Raw genomic sequence first — 20,777 nt, forward strand, 5'->3', positions numbered from 1 at the left:
GGGACGTAGGATAGTCCCCTGAAAGCACGATACGAAAGGACATCATGGATATTAAGTTCACGACCAAGAGTCAAGAAGTTATCTCCGCCGCTAATACCAATGCGCAAACGGCGGGTAACCCCACTATTGAAACCTCCCACATCCTCAAGGCCCTGATGGACCAGCGCGAAGGCATTGCAGTCTCCGTGCTCAAGGCAGCAGGCCTGGATGTAGACGCCATCTCCGAGGCTGCTTCCGCAGAAATCAAGAAGCTTCCCAAGGCGTCTGGCGCCTCCGTGCAGAACGCCTCCTTCAGCCGTTCCGCACTCTCCGCCCTGCAAGCCGCACAGACTCGCGCCCAGGGCTTCGGAGACACCTACGTCTCCACCGAAATGATTCTGCTGGGCATCGCCAGCGGAACCGATAGCACCGCTGAAGCAATGCACAAGCTTGGTGCTACCGCAGAGCTCATTGCACAGACCATCCCCAACGTCCGAGGAGACCGCACCGTGGATACCCCCGACCCCGAAGGCACCTTCCAGGCGCTCGAAAAGTACGGCACCGACCTGACCGCCATTGCCCGCGCAGGCAAGCTTGACCCGGTCATCGGCCGTGACTCCGAGATTCGCCGCGTGGTGCAGGTGCTCTCCCGCCGCACCAAGAACAATCCCGTTCTGATTGGTGAGCCCGGCGTCGGTAAGACCGCCGTGGTTGAGGGCCTGGCGCAGCGCATGGTTTCTGGCGACGTGCCCGAATCCCTGCGCGGCAAGACCCTGATTAGCCTGGACCTGGGCTCCATGGTCGCAGGTGCAAAGTACCGCGGTGAATTTGAGGAGCGCCTGAAGGCAGTCCTCGAAGAAATCAAGAAGTCCGAGGGTCAGATCGTGACCTTCATCGACGAGATTCACACCGTCGTCGGTGCTGGCGCATCCGAGGGTTCCATGGACGCTGGTAACATGCTCAAGCCCATGCTTGCCCGTGGTGAGCTGCGCCTGATCGGTGCCACCACCCTGGACGAGTACCGCGAGAACATCGAGAAGGACCCCGCCCTGGAGCGCCGCTTCCAGCAGGTGTACGTGGGCGAGCCCAGCGTCGAGGACACCATCGGTATTCTGCGCGGTCTGAAGGAACGCTACGAGGCACACCACAAGGTGCAGATTGCTGACTCCGCACTGGTTGCCGCAGCAACCCTGTCCAACCGCTACATCCCCTCCCGTCAGCTGCCGGACAAGGCAATTGACCTGATTGATGAGGCAGCATCCCGCCTGCGCATGGAAATTGACTCCGCCCCGGAGGAAATTGACCAGCTGCGCCGCGCCGTGGACCGCCTCACCATGGAGGAGCTGGCACTTGCCGACGAGACCGATCCCGCATCGGTTGAGCGCCTGGAGGCCCTGCGCAAGGACATGGCGGACAAGAAGGAAGAGCTCGACGCCCTCAACGCCCGTTGGGAAGCTGAGAAGGCCAGCCTGAACCGCGTGGGTGACATCAAGACCCAGATTGACGAGCTGCGTTCCCGCGCAGAGGTTGCACAGCGCGAGGGTAACCTCGCCGAGGCATCCCGCCTGCTGTACGGTGAGATTCCCGCAAAGCAGGCTGAGCTGGAAGAAGCACAGCGCGCCGAGGACACCGCTAAGAGCGAGTCCATGGTCTCCGAAGAGGTCACCGCTGACGATATTGCCGAGGTGATTTCCTCCTGGACCGGTATTCCCGCAGGCCGCATGATGCAGGGTGAGTCCGAGAAGCTGCTCGAAATGGAGAAGCGTATCGGTGCCCGCCTCATCGGTCAGGAAGACGCTGTGGTGGCTGTCGCTGACGCTGTGCGCCGTGCCCGCGCCGGTATTTCCGACCCGAACCGCCCGATTGGTTCCTTCCTGTTCCTGGGCCCGACCGGTGTTGGTAAGACCGAGCTGGCTAAGGCACTGGCTGAGTTCCAGTTTGATGACGAGCGCGCCCTGGTGCGTATCGACATGAGCGAGTACTCCGAGAAGCACACCGTTTCTCGCCTGGTCGGTGCCCCTCCCGGATACGTCGGCCACGAAGAGGGTGGTCAGCTGACCGAGGCTGTACGTCGTCGCCCCTACTCGGTGGTCCTGCTCGACGAGGTCGAGAAGGCACACCCCGAGGTCTTCGACATCCTGCTGCAGGTGCTCGATGACGGCCGCCTGACCGACGGCCAGGGCCGCACCGTGGACTTCCGCAACGTCATCCTGATCCTGACCTCGAACCTCGGTTCGCAGTACCTGGTCAACCAGGACCTGCCCTTCGAGGAGCGTTCCGAGAAGGCTATGGAGGTTGTGCACCAGGCATTCCGCCCCGAGTTCCTCAACCGACTGGACGACATCATTATGTTCCAGCCCCTGTCGGCTGAGAACCTGGGCCAGATTGTGGGCCTGCAGGTCAAGAGCATGGCTAAGCGCCTGGAGGACCGCCGCCTCACTCTGAACGTGACCGACGCGGCCCTGGAGTGGCTGGGTAAGACCGGCTACGACCCGGCATTCGGTGCCCGCCCGTTGCGCCGCCTGGTTCAGCGCGAAATCGGCGACCGTTTGGCTCGCGGCATCCTCTCCGGCGCTATCCACGATGGCGATACCGTGACCGTGGACGTGAACCCGGACGTTGCCAGCGACGGCCTGTCGGTGACCTCCGAGCGCGAGCAGAAGGCTGAGGACTAAACCCAACCGGTTAGCCGGACGGAGCCGATTGGCTCGGCGGGCTTAGCCCGTGGCTGAGTTTGCCAGTTCGAAACCATAAGAAATAGGCTGTGGGGTACCCTCGAAATGGGGGTGCCCCACAGCCGTTTAACGTATTGAGCACAGAGCATAGGAGAAGAATGGACCGCTGGACTGACCACCAGAACTTCGCCGCAGCCGGTGAGCAGCGCGAAGAAATCGCCTCCGTGCACCGTGCCGCGATCCGCTCCATTCAGCGAGTCGTCTCCGAAAACGCCACCCCGCACGACGAGGGGTACGCTGCCGCAGGTATTGCCGAGCTGCTTAAGGCGGGTAAGGTTCTCGTGCTCACCGGCGCGGGCGTGAGCACCGAATCCGGCATCCCCGACTACCGCGGCCCGGGTGGTTCCCTGCACGATCACCGTCCCATGACCTACCAGGAATTCCGCTACGATGACGCCGCACGTCAGCGCTATTGGGCGCGCTCCTACGTGGGTTGGCGCCGTATGCGCCGTGCCGAACCGAACCGCGCCCACTATGCGCTCGCCGAGCTGGAGCAGCTGGGTGCTGTGAGCGGCGTGATTACGCAGAATGTGGACGGTCTGCACGTCCGCGCCGGAAGCTCTAATCTACTGGCGCTGCACGGTGACCTGTCGCGTATTGTGTGCCTGGACTGCGGTCAGGACGAGGGGCGCGAAAGCCTCGATACGCGCCTGGACGCCGCGAACCCCGGCTACCTGGCGCGCCTTGAAGACGAAGATTTGCGCGTGAACCCCGATGGCGACGTGGAGCTGGACGAGCGCTACATCCGCGATTTTCAGATGGTGCCCTGCCTCGCCTGCGGCTCGACTCGCCTCAAGCCGGACGTGGTGTATTTTGGCGAATCCGTGCCCGCCGAACGTAAGGCGCGTAAGGACGCCATGCTCGCTGAATGTTCGGCGCTGCTGGTGGTGGGTTCCTCGGTGGCGGTTATGAGTAGCTACAAGATTGTGCTGGAGGCTCTGCGCGCCGGCAAACCGGTCGCTGTCATTAACGGTGGTCCGGGCCGTGCGGATGCGAAGGCAACCTACCTGTGGCGCACCGGGGTGGGGGAGGCGCTTGAGCTCATGCTCGACGAGATTGACGGCTAGGTAGCGCTGGCACGACTAGGCGGGGCCGGGATGACTGGGTAACGCTGGCACCCGGCGAATTTTGCCGCGCGTGCACTGACCCGTAGCTGACCCGTCGTCAACTGCACGAAAGTGCTATTTTGTGTTGCAAGTCATTGCAAATAGCCCCTGGACAGGCAGATACACCCAGAGCGCGGGGATAAAATGATGGGATGGACATTCGACACACTATCACTCGCTTCGGTGCCACCGCCCTGATTGGTTGCGGTCTTGTGGTTACCGCAATCCCCGCAACGTTCGCTCAGAACGGCGAAGAGTCCGTCACTCACGTCTACTCCGACAAGGCTACTTCCCACATTTCTGAGGTTTGGTACAAGGGCGAAACCCTGAAGGTTACCGGCGAGGGCTTCCTGACTCAGGACGGCACCTCCGGCTCCGTTATCGCTATTAAGCTGAATAAGGGCACCGTCAAGATTGACGGCCAGGACTACCTGGAAGTTAAGGCTGACGAGAAGGGTAACTTCTCCGTCTCCATTCCCTGGCAGAGCGACCTGGATGAGCGCATCTCCGTGGACGTCTACCTGCTCTCCGGCTCCCTGAAGGATAACGACACCGCTCGCGGCGGCAAGGCTGCGACCGTGAAGATTGAGGCCCGTTCGGTTCAGGAGTCCACCCCCTCCGCTACTGCGAGCGCTACCGCTTCGGTGAGCCCTTCGGCGACCGCGAGCGCATCGGCTTCCGTGGTGACTACCCCCTCCGCTTCTGTTGCGCCCTCCGCTACTCCTTCTGCTTCGGCTACTGCCGCTGATGAGGTTGTTGCCTCCGTGGACGCTGAGATTAAGAACCGCCCGGCAACCTCGGTGAGCCCCTCGGCTACCGCGTCGGCTTCCGCTTCTGTGGTGGCGACCCCCTCCGCTTCGGCTTCTGCTTCCGCATCGGCTTCCGCTTCGGCCACTACTGAGCAGAACGCATCTGTAGCAAACGAAGCGAAGGATCAGCTGGGTGATTCTACCTCCGCTAACGAGCAGGTGACCGCTTCGGCTGAGAGCACCCGCTTCGCGAACTGTGCAGAGGTTGCGGCTGCTGGCCTGGCACCCATGCCCTCGAGCCACCCGGACTTCCGCAAGAAGTTCGACAACGACGGTAACGGCCTGGGCTGCGAGGTTATTAACAGCGAGGTCACCGACGGTGGCTCCTCTAATAGCTCCTCGGGTTCCTCTGCTCGTAACTCCGACAACATGGATAACCTGGGTGGCGGCTCCTCCTCTTCGAGCAATTCCACTTCGAGCCGTGCGCAGCGTTCCTCCCTGGCGAACACCGGTGCTTCGAACGCTTTCACCGTGGCTGGTCTGGGCCTGGTAGCTCTGGGTCTAGGTGTTGCTGGCGTGACCGCTGTGCGTAACCGCAAGAACTCCTAAAACTATCGTCACCGCCCGGTGCGGTGCGTGAGAGTCCCCTCTCCTGAACGCTTTTGAATGTTCGGGGGAGGGGATTCTTGTGTTTAACGGGGTGGTTTTTGTTGGCGTGTTGTGTTTGTAGGGTGGCGCATGTACTTGTTATTTTCTTCAAGGTTAGATTGAGACTTTAGGGGTGCACGGCAGTGTAAAAGGTCTCTATAGTTCAACCACGCCTTCAATAAACCTTCAAGAAAACCCCGGTTTGTGAGTCAGGTCATGGGAAATTGGCGTCTTGGGAGCCGGTATCCCAAGCTTCGCTCGTTAGAATGGGGGGCATGAACATTCGAAACAACATCGCACGCATCGGTGCCACCGCTCTGATTGGCTGTGGCCTCATTGCTACTTCCGTTCCCGCAACCTTCGCTGTTGAAGGCGCGCCTCAGACCGTTCACACCTACGCAGACTCTGCGCAGTTCCTTGCCCCCGACGTATGGATTGAGGGCCAGGGCCTGAACATTGGCGGCGAAGGCTTCAAGACCGCTGACGGCACCTCCGGTTCTGTTCTGGCACTGAAGCTGAACAAGGGCGCCGTTAAGATCAACGGCCAGGACTATCTGGAAATTCACGCTGACGAGGCTGGCAACTTCTCCGTTACCATCCCCTGGCAGGAAGAGCTGCACGGCAGCGTTTCCGTTGACATTTACCTGCTGTCCGGCTCCCTGAAGGACGGCGACGTTCCCCGTGGCGGTAAGGCAGCTACCGTGACCATCAAGGTTGCGGAGCAGCCCGCACCGGCTCCCACCGAGGACTCGACTCCCGCTCCTTCTCAGGACCCGACTCCGGAACCCACCCAGGATCCCACTCCCGAGCCGTCCAAGGACGCAACCGCTGAGCCGACCACCGAGGCTCCCAAGCCTGCTGACGAGACCTCCGCGCCCGCAGTTGAGGACGCTAAGGAAACCAAGCCCGCTGAGGATCAGAAGCCTGCCGAAGAGCAGAAGTCTGACCAGGCTTCCGACTCCTCCGCAAAGGACGAGAAGGCTTACAAGTACCAGAACTGCGCTGACGTGTGGGCAGACCGTGGTACCTCCATCTTCAAGGGTGATCCGGACTTCCGCGAGAAATTCGACGCTGATGGTGACGGTGAAGGTTGCGAAGAGCAGCCTAACTACGAGAACTCCAAGAAGTCTGACAGTGTTTCGCTGAGCTCCGGCTCCGGCGATAACCTGGACTCCGGTTCCTCCAACGCATCCTCCAAGAGCTCTTCTTCCCTGGCTAAGACCGGTGCATCCGGTGCAATGACTGCTGCTGGCCTGGGTCTGATTGCTCTGGGTGCAGGTGGCGCAACCATCGTTGCAACCCGCATGCGCAAGAAGGCTTAATAACGCCTAGTCGCTAAGCTTTTAGCTACTTTGATGGGCTCCCTCCATATCGGAGGGGGCCCATTTTTTGTGCCTTTTGAGGTTGTGGGGGATGCTGGGAAAGATGCGAAAAAAGCAAAAAATTAGGGACAAATAGCGCTGCTGACAAGGCTATTTATCAGAGATATATAACACTTATCTCTAAGTTAAGGTGAGCACAGGGTAAACACAGACTCGCACGGGAATCTAGATACTACCAAGAACGCACAGCCCGAAGCTGAAGAACAGACAGCGACGAGCACCGCGAACATCACGACACGATACCTGGAGCACCCAATGACTATTCTGACCATGGCACTCGCCGACGCCATAGCCATCGCAGCGCTCTGCACCCTCTACATGGTGCGGCACCGCAACCGCGAACTGATGATTTCCTACGCGGTCATCAACGCCGGTATCTTCACCGTCTCGGTGGCGCTGGTATCCGCCGGATCGAACGCATCCGCTATGGGTATGGGCCTCTTCGGTGTCCTGTCGATTATCCGACTGCGTTCCACCGCCCTGAGCCAGCGCGAGGTCGGCTACTACTTCGTAGCCCTCTCGGTCGGCATGATTGCCGGTGTGAACATCAGCCCGGCGTACATCGCCTTCGCCCTGATGGCTACCCTGGTCGCCCTGATCGCGATTCTTGACTCGCGCAGCGCCCCGATTTCTACGGAATTGACTCAGACCGTCACCGCCGATCGTGCGATCAGCGACGAGGAGGAGCTCAAGAACTACCTGACCGCTCGCCTGGGTTACACCGTCACCTCGGTCAAGGTCACCGAGCTGGACATGGTGAACAACCTGACCCGCGCAACCGTCACCTACCAGCCCAAGGAGACCACCGAGAGCGGCACCCCCGCAGCGGTGGAGGCGGCAGCACCGCAGGTAACCGCAACCCGCCAGCCTGTAGCAACTCAGCAGGTGGCACCGCAGATGACCCGCCAGCCCGCGGCAACTCAGCCGGTAGCAGCCACCGCCGAGGCGCATGCCACGCTGGATACTCGGATGATTCCCCTCCAGCGCACCCCGGTAGGCAAGTAAGAGCGCCGGTATAAAAGCCTCCGATTCACTCCAACTGCACAACCATCTCCGATACCCACGACACGCCGCCCCGGCGTACAGCCCAACGCACAACCCAACGCACGGGGTAGCACCCAAGAAGGACAAGACCCATGACTAACGCAGCCGCAAACATCATCCCCGCAGAGTGGAAGAGCATCAGCCTCGAAGCCATGAACGAAAAGGCAGCCATGCAGACCCGTGTGGACCGCAAGTACATTGTCGACGCAGAAACCGCCGCGAAGGTACTCTCCACGCTCGACGCAGACGCCTCCGTCATGGACATCAAGGGCCAGCGCGACTTCGCCTACGACTCGGTCTACTTCGACACCCCGCAGATGCAGAGCTACCACTCGGCAGCCTACAGCCGCGACGACACCTTCAAGATCCGTACCCGTAGCTACCTGGACTCGAAGCTGACCTTCCTGGAGGTCAAGACCGACGGTGAGCAGGACATGACCGTCAAGAAGCGTATCCCCTACACCTTCGAGAAGCGCGATACGCTCACCGCGGAAGGCCACGAGTACATCACCGCAGCACTCGGTGACATCCTCGCGGGCCCCGTGCACAAGCTGGAGGCGGTTCTGACCACCGGCTACCGCCGTACCACGGTCTTCCTGCCGCAGAGCGAGAAGAACCCGGTCGCCTCCCGTATGACGGTGGATACCAACCTGACCTGGACCCCTCTCTCCGAGAACATCCTCATGGCGGGCGTGAACTACCGTAACTTCCACGGCAACCTGGTCGGCACCACCTACGGCCTGCCGAACGCGGTCATCATCGAAACCAAGTCCGGCGTGGAGCCCTCCGTGGCTGACCAGCACCTCTGGGATGCGGGCATCACCCCCGCGAAGATTTCCAAGTTTGCAACCGGTATGGCGGCGCTGAACCCGCAGCTGGCAAGCAAAAAGTGGGAAGAAACCCTGAAGAACTGGATGCACCTGGAACCGGTCAACGGCACCCGCCTCAACGTGGATGAGATGACCGAAGAGGACTACCAGAAGCTGCTGACCGAGCGTTTCGCAGCCGCCTAAACGGTAGCCCGTCTAAACGGCAACCTGGGATGTGCGGGTAGGGTAGCGCACCTACCTTACCCGCCTCCAGCCCCCCCGATTCTATAAACCCCGAACCAAACGCAATACTGGCTTTATTCGCCCCACACAGGCGCAAACCGCTCTCACACATATTCACATTTCACATACAACCTGTACTCCCCAAACCTGTGGCGCAAAGCTCTCCGCGAGTAGTCACCCAAACACAAAGGAAAACCCGTGAAAAAGAGCAATATGATCAAGAGCGCAACCTCCATTACCCTCCTGGCAGCCCTGGCATTGACCGGCTGCTCGGCAACCTCGACCTCGAACGCTAGCGCGACGAGCGCAACCACTACCTCCGCTTCGAGTACCTCGGATACCAAGTCGAAGACCGCCGATTCCTTCTCCACCGACGTGAAGAGCGGAGCGAAGCTCGCCGAGGACACCCACTACTCCGCGAAGGATCTGACCTGGGATTCCTCCAGCGAAGTTACTATCGATCTTTCTAACCCGACCGCGACCGACGGTGTGACCGTCAGCGACGGCGTCATCACCATCACCAAGGCGGGCAACTACAAGCTCACCGGCACCTACGATGGCCAGATTAAGGTTGATGCAGCCGACAGTGACATGGTCCGCCTGATCCTGAACAACGCGACAATCACCAACTCCACCGGTGCAGCTATCAACGTTGTTGAGGCGGACGAGGTCGTTATCTACACCGCCTCGGGTACCACCAACACCGTCTCTGACGGCTCCTCCTACTCGGATACCGCCAGCGGCAGCCCCGATGCAGCTATCTACTCCAAGAGTGACCTGACCCTGGCGGGCGAAGGCACCCTGAAGGTTGAAGGTAAGTACGAAGAGGGTATCCACACCTCTGACGGCCTGGTCATTGCCTCCGGCACCCTGGAAGTGAACGCGGCAAACACCGGCATCAAGGGTAAGGACTACGTCGATATCCTGGACGGCACCATCACCGTGACCGCAACCAAGGACGGCATCAAGGCAACTAACGACACCGACGGCAACCGCGGCTGGGTACGCCTGAGCGGCGGTACCGTGAACATCTCTGCAGGTGATGACGGTTTCAAGGCTGAGCGCGTGCTTGAAATCTCCGGCGGTACCCTGAACATTACCAGGGCGAACGAGGGTATTGAGGCGCAGTACATCAACATCCTGGACGGCACCGTGAACGTGACCAGCTCCGATGACGGTATCAACGCCTCGTACAGCACCACCTCGACCAGCACTGAGTCGACTACTGCAACCTCGACTAAGCAGAGCGCGCAGGGTGGCCAGAACTCTGCGCCCCAGGCGCCCAGCGGTAGCGCAGGCCAGGCTCCGGCAGGTGGTCAGGCACCCTCCGGTACCATGGGTCAGCCCCCGGCTGGCGGTGGCGCAGGCGGCGGCATGGGCGGTGGCGGCGGTATGGGCGGTGGCGGCGGCACCTTCGAGGTTGTCGACGCAACCATCAACATCACCGGCGGTACCGTCACCGTGAACGCGAACGGCGACGGCATCGACTCCAACGGTACGGCAACCCTCTCGGGTGGCACCCTGGTCGTGAACGGCCCCTTCACTGGTGGTAACACCTCCCTGGACACCAACGGCGACCTGCTGCTCAACGGTACGACCGTGACCGCGGGTAACTCTGGTGACATGTTCGAGGCGCCCGCAACCTCCTCCACCAGCGGCTACGTGAAGATCAGCAACGTATCGAACCTGAGCGCCGGCACCACCGTACAGGTGACCGACTCCTCCGGTACCGTGGTGGCGAACTACAAGGTGACGAACTCCAGCACCGCGCTGATCCTGGTCTCCAGCTCCAAGATCACCAAGGGCGAGAGCTACACCGTGTACACCACCACCGATAGCGTGGATGCCTCCAGCACCACCCTGGCGTCGAACGCCACCTCGCTGGGTTCATTCACTGCAAGCTAAGCGGTAGGGGTCGCCCCCTCAAGCTCCGTGCGGGATGTCATGACCTGCACGGTACCCTCTCTGAACCCGGTCTTGTGAGTGAGCCGGTAAGGAGAGACACTCGCCCCGCATCGGATGTAGCGATACGTCCGGTGCGGGGCTACGTGTTATCTAGGGAGTTGTTATCTAGGGAATGTGGCGTCTGGGGTATAAAAGGCTACCGGTGCAAAATAAAACGGTTGTTCCGGTGCGAAGAAGTGCTTTGATACGTAAAATAGGTGCCGCTGAGCGAGACATTCAGGGCTGAAACAGGGTACTCTATAGTGTAGTAAAGACTGTTGAACGATCCGAGAGCGATGCGCCGCGCGCGCTGTTCGCCTCGGACAGGATGAAAGAGGGGGTCACGCCATGGGGCGCGGCCGTCAGAAGGCTAAAGCAACAAGGCAGGCTCGGGAGATGAAGTACTTCAGCCCCGAGACCGACTACAGCGCACTCGAGCGCGAGCTCAGCAGCGCGAAGAAAACGAAGTCCTCCGATTCGTCCCGCCGTCGCTATGACGACGAGGACGACTACTCGGCATACGCAGAAAAGTACGCGTCCTACGAGGATGAGGCATAAAGAATACGCGGATTGATTCGGTGCATATCGACCGAGCGTATTGTATAGACGATGAACCGGCTTGAGGCCCCGCACGGGGTGCTCAGCCGGTTTTTTCGTGCCCTCATTTGATGGATGCAGTCAGGCGTGTGCGCGGTGGAGGGGCGGGTTACCCGCGGAGTTCCTTAGCTAGATGGAACACAAAGCCAATGCACATGTTTATACATGGGTATGCATAGCATCTTCTGGTAATAAAGCATAGGCAGTAATAAAAAAGTTTGAAATGAATAAGCATACATAGCTTCTGCACAGCTTAGTCATGCCTGGCACAGAGAATAGCCCGGCATTCTAGAGACATGAACAACGAACAGAACATGACTCAGAACATTGACCAGACCACCCAGACCGCGGCAGAACAAGCAACCGCCGCACAAACCGCCGCAGAGCAGAAGCTAGCCAAGAAGAAGCTCACCCGTCGAATCTTCATCGGCGGCGGCCTCGGCGCACTCGCCGTAGTCGGTGGCGGCGCAGGCTGGGCGTACAACCGCTACCTGGCAGAGCACACCGAAATCGAAGACACCACCGCCTACGAGGCGGCAGCCGCCCAGGCAAACGCAAGCGCCTCCGGCTCCGCCACGGCAGACCCCACCGAACTGACCGGCGTGAAGGTCAACGGTCAGAGCCTCACCGCTAACGAAGGCTCGATCACCATCACCTCCACCACTACCGGCAGCGGCTCCGATGCGGTCGTCTCCTTCGTAGCAGACATCAAGCTCGACAACGCAACCCTGCTGCGTAGCGCCTTCGCCAACAACAAGTTCGGCCAGAACATCATCGACACCCCCTCGAATATCGCCTCCGAGCACAACGGCATCTGGGCGATCAACGGTGACTACTACGGCTTCCGTACCACCGGCATCGTCGTGCGAAACGGCGTCGTCTACCGTGACGCCGGCGCTCGCGAGGGTTTGGCTTTCTACCGCGACGGCTCCGTCAAGCTCTACGACGAAACCGCAACCAACGCCCAGACCCTCGTCAACGAAGGCGTATGGAACACCCTCTCCTTCGGCCCAGCACTGGTCAAGGACTCCGCGGTCGTCGACGGCATTGACAGCGTCGAGGTAGACACCAACTTCGGTAACCACTCCATCCAGGGCAACCAGCCGCGAACCGGCGTGGGCGTGCTCGGCACCAACCACCTGGTCTTCATCGTGGTCGACGGCCGCTCCACCAACTACTCGCGCGGCGTGACCATGCCCGAGTTCGCCCAGATGTTCAAGGACCTCGGCTGCGTCAGCGCCTACAACCTCGACGGTGGCGGCTCCTCCGCCATGGTCTTCAACAACGAGCTGGTCAACCGCCCGCAGGGTGGCACCAAGGAACGTGGCACCAGCGACATCCTCTACATTGCAGGGAGCGCATCGTGATAATCCTGATACCCGCCTATAAGCCGGACCAATCACTGGTCCGCCTTGCCCGGGCCCTGCGCGAACAGGACCCTAACGCCGAAATCCTCGTCATTGACGACGGATCCGGCAGCACCTACGCACCGATCTTTACCGAACTGCGTATTGATGGCGTGACCGTGCAGACCCACTCCGTCAACAAGGGCAAGGGTGCGGCACTGCGCACCGGCATCGCCTGGGCGAAAGCAAACCGCCCCGGCGAGGTCATCGTCACCGCCGATGCGGACGGTCAGCACCTGCCCCAGGACATCTTCCGCGTGGGTGTGCGCACCGAAACCGCGGCGGCGGCAGGCCAGAAGAGCATCGTGCTCGGTGTGCGTACCAAGCCCGACCCCAACGCCGGCGAAGAAGGTACCAAAGTGCCGCTGCGCTCCAAGATTGGTAACAGCGCAACCGTAGGCTTTTTCGCCCTGGCGACCGGCGCCCGCGTGGCAGACACTCAGACCGGCCTGCGCGGCTTCACCCCGCAGATTCTGGACTGGCTACTGCAGATTCCCGGCGATAAGTACGAGTACGAGTTCTCCATGCTGCTTCGCGCAACCCGCGCAGACGTGGACCTGGTGCAGGTACCCATCGTGAAGGTCTACGAGCCGGGCAACCCGACCAGCCACTTTAGGCCGCTGCAGGACTCGGCGCTCATCTACGCACCGCTGCTCGCCTTCCTGGCGTCGTCCTTCCTGACCGGCTTCCTCATGGACGCTATCGCCCTCTTCGTCCTGGTGGGCCTGGGTGCTCCGCTGCTTGCCGCCGTGGTCGGTGCGCGCGTCATCTCGGCGCTGACGAACTTCACCGTCAACCGAATGCTCATGCACGACGGAGGCGCACGCCCCTCGGCATCCTCCTCGCTGGTACGGTACACCGTGCTGGCGGTGGGTATCCTCGCAGCCAACGCGGCTCTGATGGAAGCTTTGACCGGCCTGGGCGCGTCCCTGCTGGTCGCCAAGATCCTGACCGAACTGATTCTGATCCCGATCAGCTTCGCGGTCCAGCGCCGCTGGGTTTTTCTACCCACCCAGCGTCAGGAAAATACGCGAGAGAAGGCAGTAGCAACCAACGCCCCCTCGGGTTTGCGTGCGGTGAGCTACGAGTCGGCTCGCATGGAGGCAGCAGGTATCCGTACCGGTGCGCGCGCCTCCCAGGTACGCCCCTAGCTCGTCTACCCTAGCGTCCAGCTCGTTAGGGGCGTACCCCAAGATTTCTCCCACCTGTCAGTCGTGAGGGTGGGTGGGAGAAGCAAGCTGCAGCACCAAAAGCCGCAGCGTTTCTGTTCACGAAAAGCCCCCGCTGAGAAAACTCAACGGGGGCTTTTTGTATGTGGCATCCTTCAGAAGCCTATTGGCTCACCGGCTTCCGAGCTGGCAACATGCCGATTACTGACCGGGAATCAGACCGTGAGCAGTAATCAGGAACGGCGGGTTGTGGTTAACAGCCGGGTTAGTCACGTAACCAACACGAGCCGCACGGGTCGGGTGCTTGGGTGCACGCTTCGGCCAGGGCTTTGCCTGCGGGTTCGGGTCCTTCTTGCCCTGCACCATAGCCAGTGCGCTCGCGGCGTTCACAATGCCGGAACCGCAACCGTTCACATCGCAGGTGAGCGGCTTGGAGCTCTGCTTCAGAATCTGCTTTGCACGCTCAGCGTTCAGCGAGGGATCCACGGACTTCATCAGAGCAATCACGCCAGCAACCTGGGGTGCTGCCATGGAGGTGCCGTCGTACTCGGTGTAGCCTGCGCCGGTGGACACGGTGGTACCCAGATCCACGGTGGACATGATGCTGCTGCCGGGAGCGCTCACATCAACAATCTTGCCGTAGTTGGAGAAGTCGCTACGCTTACCGTTCTGGTCGGTAGCGCCCACCACGATCGAACCGCCGCAGTTAGCCGGAGCGACCTTGGAAGTGTCCTGACCATCGTTACCAGCAGCGACAACGAGAATCGCGCCGCGCTTGTTCACTTCAGCAATAGCCTTGGAGTAGGTTGCGGGGCAGGTGCCTTCGCCGCCGAGGGAGAGGTTAATGATCTTGGCGGGGTTGGAGTTCGCAGGAACGCCTTCAACGGTGCCGCCGGCCGCCCAAACCATTGCATCCGCAATGTCGGAGTCATAGCCGCCGCACATGCCCAGGGCACGCACGGGCAGAATCTTAGTGGAGGGTGCCACGCCGACGATACCGCGCTTATTGTTCATAACCGCCGCGATGGAGCCGGCAACGTGGGTGCCGTGCCAGTTCGACTCGCTCGCTTCAGATCCGCTATCGCAGACACCCTCTTCTTCCCAGTTGCCCTGGTCGGTCGGGTCGGAGTCACGGCCGTTGCCGTCACGGGCGATGGCGGGCTCGGTGATGAAGTCGTAGCCGGGCAGAACGTTAGCGTCCAGGTCGGGGTGCTTGACGATGCCGGAGTCAATCACGGCAACGGTCACGCCAGCGCCCTGGGTGGTCTGCCATGCCTCGGGCGCGGAGATACCCTTGGTGCCGTGCAGGTTCCACTGCTGCGGGTACAGGGTGTCGTTCGGTGCCACAACCTGGTCCGATGCCTGCGCGGCCTTGGCGACCTGAGCCACCTTGGAGGTCGCGGCGCCACGAGCGCGTGCATTCGAGCGTCGCAGCAGGTCGGGCTCAACGGATGCGACGGAGGGGTTAGAGCTCAGCGCCGCCATGTACTTCTCAGCCTGCTCTGCGGTGAGCTTGGAGGAGAGAGTCACCACGGTTGCCTTCTGAGCGGTGGTGCGTACGTAGCTGGTCTTGATTTTGAAGAGGTCATCGACGCTCTTCACCTCGGAGGTGAGGCCCTGGTAGAGGGCGTCGTTCCAGGTGGCAACCTGGGTGCCTGCGGGGCTTGCCCAGTTGATACCGCCTGCGTTCAGTGCGCTGTCGGTGTAGGTGATAACGAAGCGGTTGAAGCCTGCCTTCTGCTGCTCTGAGCTGAGGGAGGAAATGGTGGTGTGCGCCTTGGCGCGTTCTGCGCCGTTAGCCTTGGCGGGTGCCGCGAAGGATGCGGGGGCGCCCAGGGTTGCGACGAGTGCTGTGGCGGTGCCCAGGCTCAGCGCGGTGCGTGCGATGCGGCGCGCTGAGGGGTGAGTGGTAAAAGACATCGGGGTCCTTTGCGTATGTGAGTGCCGGAAGCGGCAAGTGGGTTGGTCATCCACTCACATAAATGCACCTTCGAGAAAATATTTGCATTCTTTTGCATATTTGCTTGTGAGGAGCGAATAGAAAAAGAAAATGCACATCACTGCATTGATGTGTATTTTTCTCTAAACCCCCGTGCGGGAGTTCATCGGAAGTAGTTTATGTGGTGAGATATCGCTATCCTAGCACCTTTTTCTATGTTTGGCGGGGCTAAAACTCGATAGTGTGGCGTAAATAATGAGATTTTTCTTTCATGTAAATGCAGATAAAGAAATGCCTAGTCGGAATATTCTCGCGACTTAAAGTAGTGATTTAAGTTTTACTCATCTATGCATAAAATGACCTGCATCACAAAGGTTATTTTATTCATAAAGTAACTGAAAAAGGGTGCTAGAGTATCTCACGGTGCGTACCCGTGCACGCACATTGTGGAACCACTTCACAGCACACACAATGCACCAACACCTCACTCTTCCGTATTCACTCGTACCGAGCACACGCCCTCAACGCGAGACGGCAACGCTACGCCGCATCGTGCGCACCCGGTACCACTCACCTCAAGGACGTCCATGCTTCGCATCGCTCGCCCCTCGCAGGCACGCTCCTCACAGCGTTCTCTGCTGAGCTTCGTCACCGCAACCTGCCTGCTCTCGGCAAGCGTGATCCCCGCCGTGGCGGCACCCACCGCGCAGGCTACCCACGCAACCCAGGCTTCTGTGGCGACACAGGCTTCTAACACCACCCAGTCCGCGCCCGTGGCATACAACCGCTTCATCATCACTTACACCGATGAGGCGAAGAACGCCGCCTCCACCGATGCCACCGCAGATCAGATTGACTGGTCCGCGGCCGCCGGCACCCAGCAGGCAACCTGGAACGACGCACTCTACGCGGGTATCACCTCCGAGGTGCAGAGCATTGACGAGCTGCTGAACATTAAGACCAGCTACGTCCGCTCCACCGCGCTGGACGCCAGCGTGGTCACCACCTCCGCAGAGCTCACCCCCGCTCAGGCCCAGCAGTACATGGACGCCCTGAGCGCGAACTCCAAGGTCGCCTCCGTGTCGCCCGATATGCGCCGCTACGCTACCGTGGATAACACCTCGGAGACCGTCAAAATCAACGACCCGAAGATGAACCGCATGTGGTCCCTCACCGGTGAGAAGGGCGTCTCCGCGCTGGAGGCGTGGGGCACCACCCGCGGCAAGGGTGTGACCGTGGCGGTGCTGGACTCCGGCATTACCGCCCACCCGGACCTGGACGCTAACGTGCTGCCCGGCTACGACTTTATTGCCGAGTCGGCGTTCTCCAACGATGGTAACGGCCGCGACTCCGACCCGACCGACGCTGGCAACTGGACCGTAGACAACCAGTGCTTCACCGGTTCGAAGGCGACCGCCTCCGACTGGCACGGCACTCACGTGGCGGGCACTATTGCCGCTATCGCCAACAACAATGAGGGTATTGCCGGTGTGGCACCCGAGGCGAAAATCGTGCCCGTGCGCGTTCTGGGCGCCTGCGGCGGCTTCGACTCGGACATCACCGACGGCATTATTTGGGCTGCCGGCGGTAGCGTGCGCGGTGTTCCCGCAAACCAGAACCCTGCCCAGGTCATTAACATGTCCATCGGCAGCGAGGGTGCCTGCACCACCCCGTACCGCCAGGCGATTGCTCAGGCGAATAAGCGCGGCTCCATCGTGGTCGTCGCAGCCGGTAACAACAACTTTGATGCCTCGAAGTCCAGCCCCGGCAACTGCGAGGACGTCATCAATGTGGGCGCAACCGATAAGAATGGCAAGCGCTCCTACTTCTCCAACTATGGCTCCCGCGTGGACGTGAGCGCGCCCGGTGGCGACCGCCGCTACTGGGGTGGCGGTATTCTCTCCACCCTGAATGCTGGCAAGACCGCTCCCGGTAAGGCTGATTATGCCGAGTACCAGGGCACTTCCATGGCGGCACCGCATGTTGCCGGTATTGTGGCGCTCATGAAGGCGGTCGACCCGAAGCTGACGTACGCCCAGGCGAAGAAAGCCCTGCAGTCCACCTCTCAGGGCGTTGAGTGCGACCAGTCCGCGTGCGGTTCCGGCATTGTGAATGCGGCGCGCGCGGTTCAGCAGGTCCGTTCCGACCGTGAGGCTGCCGATGCCGCCGCGGCTGAGGCGGCACGCAAGAAGGCTGAGGAGGAGGCCGCACGTAAGAAGGCGGCTGAAGAGGCGGCACGCAAGAAGGCTGAGGAGGACGCTAAGCGTCAGCAGGCCCCTGCACCGAAGGTAACTCCTGCACCGAAGGTGACCCCGGCTCCGAAGGCCAGGACCCGCCCGTCCCGCCCGGTGACTCGCCCCTCGTACCCGTCGCGTCCGCGTCACGGTCACACTCCGCGATACCGCTCCTGGTACGGTGCATCTACGAACACCTACCCGAGCAGTACTTACCCGAACAATGGCTACCTGAACAATGGTTACCTGGGCTTCGCGACCGGTACCCACCGCTAGTCACTGTTACTAGCCGAAACTCTTTTTTAGACGCGAAAAGCCCCCGATGAGTTCTTTCATCGGGGGCTTTGCTATGCCCGTGAACCGGGCCTGGCTACGCTACGGGTAGCTTAGTGCTGCTCGTCTGCCTCGCGGGGCTTCTGCGCGGGGTTGGTGACCAGCGGTTCGTCCTGGGTGACGGGCTCGGCGTCACCGTTCAAGTCGTAGACCTGGGCATCTTCGGGGATTTCCATGGCGGGCGCGCCGGGAATTCGGTCGTAGTCGCCGGTGAGGCTCTCGCCGTTGGCTCCTGCCGTGAGAGCTTCTGCTGTCGCCTCGGCTGCCTCGTCGGTGGCGGCCCTGTCTGCAATCTTGGTGTTGGACGCTCCGGCGCTCAGGCCCTTAGAAATAATCTTGCGCGGTCGCAGGTAGGTCACCCTACCGTTCGCGTCCAGGTTTCCAGCCTTTTTAGCCAGGTTGAAGCTGTTGATAATACCTCGGCTGCAGAAATACTTATCGCACTTGATGCGGTTTCCCCCCGCGAGGGTGAACGCCTCCTCGACCTGCTTAGTGGTCATGGAGGTGCCGTTGACCAGCTGCTGCGCCAGCAGGGCGGAGACGTGCGGTGCCGACATGGAGGTGCCGCTCTCATAGTCGTAGCTGAACTTAGTGTTATCGGGGCGGTCGAGGCTGTTCATGGACAGGGTGAGGATGTCTTCACCCGGTGCCGAGATGTTAACCCTCGTGCCGTAGTTCGAGAATGATGCTCGCGTGCCAGCCTTGGTGGTTGCACCAACCGTGATGACGCCCATGCAGTTGGCGGGTGCGTATTTGGACGCCTCCGTGTTGCCGTTACCTGCCGCGGCGACCACGATTGCGCCCTTGGAGCGTGCAATGTTGATGGCGCGCTGGTAAGCGGCGGGGCATGTGGTTACAGTGCCGATGGACATATTGATGATCTTTGCGGGGTAGGCGTTGTCCGGCACGCCGTCGACGTGTCCGCCGGCAGCCCAAATGATGGCGTCGGCAATGTCGGAGGTACGGCCACCGCATCGGCCCAGCACGCGCACGGGCTGCACGCGGGCGAGGTCGGCGGCACCGACGATGCCCATGCGGTTATTGCCTCGGGCACCGATAATGCCAGCAACGCTGGTGCCGTGCCAGGTGGAGGTGTGGGCGTTCGCCTGGTCCTTGCAAAGGTTGTAGGGTGCGTAGTCGCCTTCATCCCTGGGGTTGGGGTCGCGGCCGTCGCCGTCGCGGGCGCTGAGCGGGTCGCTGACGAAGTCGTAGCCGTTCGCCATGCCGGTAACCAGGTCGGGGTGCGGCACGTAGCCGGTGTCAAGTACGGCGACCTTCACGTTTGCGCCGCGGCGCAGGCGCGCGTTACCGGTGTTCTGAACGCCGGTGGTGGGGTTGGTGAGGTTCCACTGCTTGCTGTACTGCGGGTCGTTGAACTGGAAGGTGATGTCGCCCTCTGCGGCGGGGTAGTTGATGTAGTCGGGCTCGACGGAGGCTACGTCCGGGTCGGAGGCGACCTTCGCCATGAACTCCTTCGCCTCGTTTTTGTTGAGGGTTTTGGAGGTCTGGATGACGGCGTCATCGGTGGAGGTGTTGTGCAGGAACTTGGTGTCGACGTTCAGTGCTTCGCTGACGACGTCGACGGTGTCCATGATGTCGTCAACGATGCCGCGGACTGCATCCCACTCGCCGTCGCGCAGCATTTTGCGCTGCTTGGCTTCCTGGGTGTAGGTGACGATGAATCGGTCGAAGTTCTGCTGGGGGAGCGTGCCGGGTGCCGCCGCGGTGGGGGTGTTGGGGCGTGCCGCGCCGTTGCGCGCGAGGGTGAGGGGGCTGACCGGGCCTTCGATCTGGGGTGCCGCCTGAGCTGCTGCCAGGATGTCTTCGTCGCTGGGTGCCTGCGCGAGGACGGCGGGTAGGTCGCCTCCGAAGAGGATGGCGCCGGCGGCGAGCAGGCTCAGTGCCGCGCGTGCGGGGCGCTTGCGGCGGCGGTTATCGGTGCGGCAGTTATCGGGGTAGCGGCGAGGAGGTGTTTCGGTGCGCTGCGCGCCGAAGTATGGAAGCCTCATCTGGTTCTCCTGATGTAGGTGGTATGCGGACTGTGTGATGTGTACTGGTGTTTCCGTCTGCAGGCGCACGGGGTGCGGATAGGGTTTTACGGGGCGACAAAAGGGGCCTGTTTTTGGGCGCGCTGAAGTAATAAATGGGGTGAGGGAATAGTGTTTTGTGGACCCTTTTTTCGTACCGGAAGAACTCTTTTTTGGACGGTGTGCAACGTACGTTTCTAAGGTATCACTTCAAGGTGAGCTTGAGGGATTTTTGAGGTACTTTTCACGGGTTAATGTGCAGAAAATCAACCTGTGGAGGCTGAATAGTGCCCAATAGTTGAGAGTTTATGTAGGTAAAGCTTGAGGGTTAGGGTGTGCGATGCGGGCTATGCGGTGCCTCTTGCGAGACGGGGAGAAAAGTAAATGTTTTAACACCGTGGTGTAAGCACTGGAATGCATTAAAAATGCAGTT

At 60.9% G+C, this 20,777-nt stretch carries 13 protein-coding genes; 11 read left to right on the top strand and 2 right to left on the bottom strand.

What is annotated here, in order from left to right:
* Positions 1–44: 44 nt before the first annotated feature.
* From clpB to QZ540_RS05405, 10 genes are all read left to right on the top strand, one after another.
* The gene (clpB, locus tag QZ540_RS05360; protein WP_294628275.1) at positions 45–2,654 is read left to right on the top strand and encodes an ATP-dependent chaperone ClpB; all 2,610 of its coding nucleotides are present in this window, start codon (positions 45–47) and stop codon (positions 2,652–2,654) included.
* A 158-nt stretch (positions 2,655–2,812) separates the two neighbouring features.
* Positions 2,813–3,781 (top strand): Sir2 family NAD-dependent protein deacetylase, encoded by a 969-nt coding sequence (locus QZ540_RS05365; RefSeq protein ID WP_294628276.1) that lies wholly within the window; start codon positions 2,813–2,815, stop codon positions 3,779–3,781.
* A 191-nt stretch (positions 3,782–3,972) separates the two neighbouring features.
* Positions 3,973–5,178 (top strand): excalibur calcium-binding domain-containing protein, encoded by a 1,206-nt coding sequence (locus QZ540_RS05370; RefSeq protein ID WP_294628277.1) that lies wholly within the window; start codon positions 3,973–3,975, stop codon positions 5,176–5,178.
* Positions 5,179–5,492: 314 nt separating this feature from the next.
* Complete coding sequence (locus QZ540_RS05375) at positions 5,493–6,539, top strand: excalibur calcium-binding domain-containing protein (RefSeq protein WP_294628278.1); 1,047 nt, start codon at positions 5,493–5,495, stop codon at positions 6,537–6,539.
* A gap of 315 nt (positions 6,540–6,854) precedes the next feature.
* Positions 6,855–7,604 (top strand): DUF4956 domain-containing protein, encoded by a 750-nt coding sequence (locus tag QZ540_RS05380; RefSeq protein WP_294628279.1) that lies wholly within the window; start codon positions 6,855–6,857, stop codon positions 7,602–7,604.
* Between the two features lie 131 nt (positions 7,605–7,735).
* Positions 7,736–8,656, top strand: a complete 921-nt coding sequence (locus QZ540_RS05385) for a polyphosphate polymerase domain-containing protein (protein WP_294628281.1) — start codon at positions 7,736–7,738, stop codon at positions 8,654–8,656.
* Positions 8,657–8,893: 237 nt separating this feature from the next.
* On the top strand, positions 8,894–10,600 hold the full coding sequence (locus tag QZ540_RS05390) for a carbohydrate-binding domain-containing protein (protein WP_294628282.1): 1,707 nt from the start codon (positions 8,894–8,896) through the stop codon (positions 10,598–10,600).
* Between the two features lie 387 nt (positions 10,601–10,987).
* Positions 10,988–11,197 (top strand): DUF3073 domain-containing protein, encoded by a 210-nt coding sequence (locus QZ540_RS05395; protein ID WP_005504588.1) that lies wholly within the window; start codon positions 10,988–10,990, stop codon positions 11,195–11,197.
* Between the two features lie 335 nt (positions 11,198–11,532).
* The gene (locus QZ540_RS05400) at positions 11,533–12,603 is read left to right on the top strand and encodes a phosphodiester glycosidase family protein (RefSeq protein ID WP_294628283.1); all 1,071 of its coding nucleotides are present in this window, start codon (positions 11,533–11,535) and stop codon (positions 12,601–12,603) included.
* Entirely contained in the window at positions 12,600–13,793 is a 1,194-nt protein-coding gene (locus QZ540_RS05405; protein WP_294628284.1) for a bifunctional glycosyltransferase family 2/GtrA family protein, read from the top strand. Before QZ540_RS05400 ends, QZ540_RS05405 begins: the two co-directional genes overlap by 4 nt.
* A gap of 219 nt (positions 13,794–14,012) precedes the next feature.
* Here the strand turns inward: QZ540_RS05405 and QZ540_RS05410 are convergent, their stop codons facing one another.
* Positions 14,013–15,731 carry a S8 family peptidase gene (locus QZ540_RS05410; RefSeq protein WP_294628285.1) on the bottom strand — a complete coding sequence of 573 codons (1,719 nt, stop codon included), beginning with the start codon at positions 15,729–15,731 and terminating at the stop codon, positions 14,013–14,015.
* Positions 15,732–16,337: 606 nt separating this feature from the next.
* On the opposite strand from QZ540_RS05410, the gene QZ540_RS05415 reads away from it, so the two are divergent.
* Positions 16,338–18,260, top strand: coding sequence for a S8 family peptidase (locus tag QZ540_RS05415; protein ID WP_294628286.1), 1,923 nt, complete (start codon positions 16,338–16,340; stop codon positions 18,258–18,260).
* Positions 18,261–18,370: 110 nt separating this feature from the next.
* Here QZ540_RS05415 and QZ540_RS05420 read toward each other — a convergent pair whose 3' ends face one another.
* Positions 18,371–20,326: a S8 family peptidase gene (locus tag QZ540_RS05420; protein ID WP_294628287.1), complete on the bottom strand. Its 1,956-nt coding sequence runs from the start codon at positions 20,324–20,326 to the stop codon at positions 18,371–18,373.
* Between the last annotated feature and the right edge of the window lie 451 nt (positions 20,327–20,777).

Source organism: uncultured Rothia sp., from assembly GCF_916049665.1.
Lineage (GTDB): Bacteria > Actinomycetota > Actinomycetes > Actinomycetales > Micrococcaceae > Rothia.

Coding starts and splice junctions, on each gene's coding strand:
- clpB (WP_294628275.1), top strand. CDS start 45: ATGGATATTAAGTTCACGACCAAGAGTCAAGAAGTTATCTCCGCCGCT.
- QZ540_RS05365 (WP_294628276.1), top strand. CDS start 2,813: ATGGACCGCTGGACTGACCACCAGAACTTCGCCGCAGCCGGTGAGCAG.
- QZ540_RS05370 (WP_294628277.1), top strand. CDS start 3,973: ATGGACATTCGACACACTATCACTCGCTTCGGTGCCACCGCCCTGATT.
- QZ540_RS05375 (WP_294628278.1), top strand. CDS start 5,493: ATGAACATTCGAAACAACATCGCACGCATCGGTGCCACCGCTCTGATT.
- QZ540_RS05380 (WP_294628279.1), top strand. CDS start 6,855: ATGACTATTCTGACCATGGCACTCGCCGACGCCATAGCCATCGCAGCG.
- QZ540_RS05385 (WP_294628281.1), top strand. CDS start 7,736: ATGACTAACGCAGCCGCAAACATCATCCCCGCAGAGTGGAAGAGCATC.
- QZ540_RS05395 (WP_005504588.1), top strand. CDS start 10,988: ATGGGGCGCGGCCGTCAGAAGGCTAAAGCAACAAGGCAGGCTCGGGAG.
- QZ540_RS05400 (WP_294628283.1), top strand. CDS start 11,533: ATGAACAACGAACAGAACATGACTCAGAACATTGACCAGACCACCCAG.
- QZ540_RS05410 (WP_294628285.1), bottom strand. CDS start 15,731: ATGTCTTTTACCACTCACCCCTCAGCGCGCCGCATCGCACGCACCGCG.
- QZ540_RS05415 (WP_294628286.1), top strand. CDS start 16,338: ATGCTTCGCATCGCTCGCCCCTCGCAGGCACGCTCCTCACAGCGTTCT.
- QZ540_RS05420 (WP_294628287.1), bottom strand. CDS start 20,326: ATGAGGCTTCCATACTTCGGCGCGCAGCGCACCGAAACACCTCCTCGC.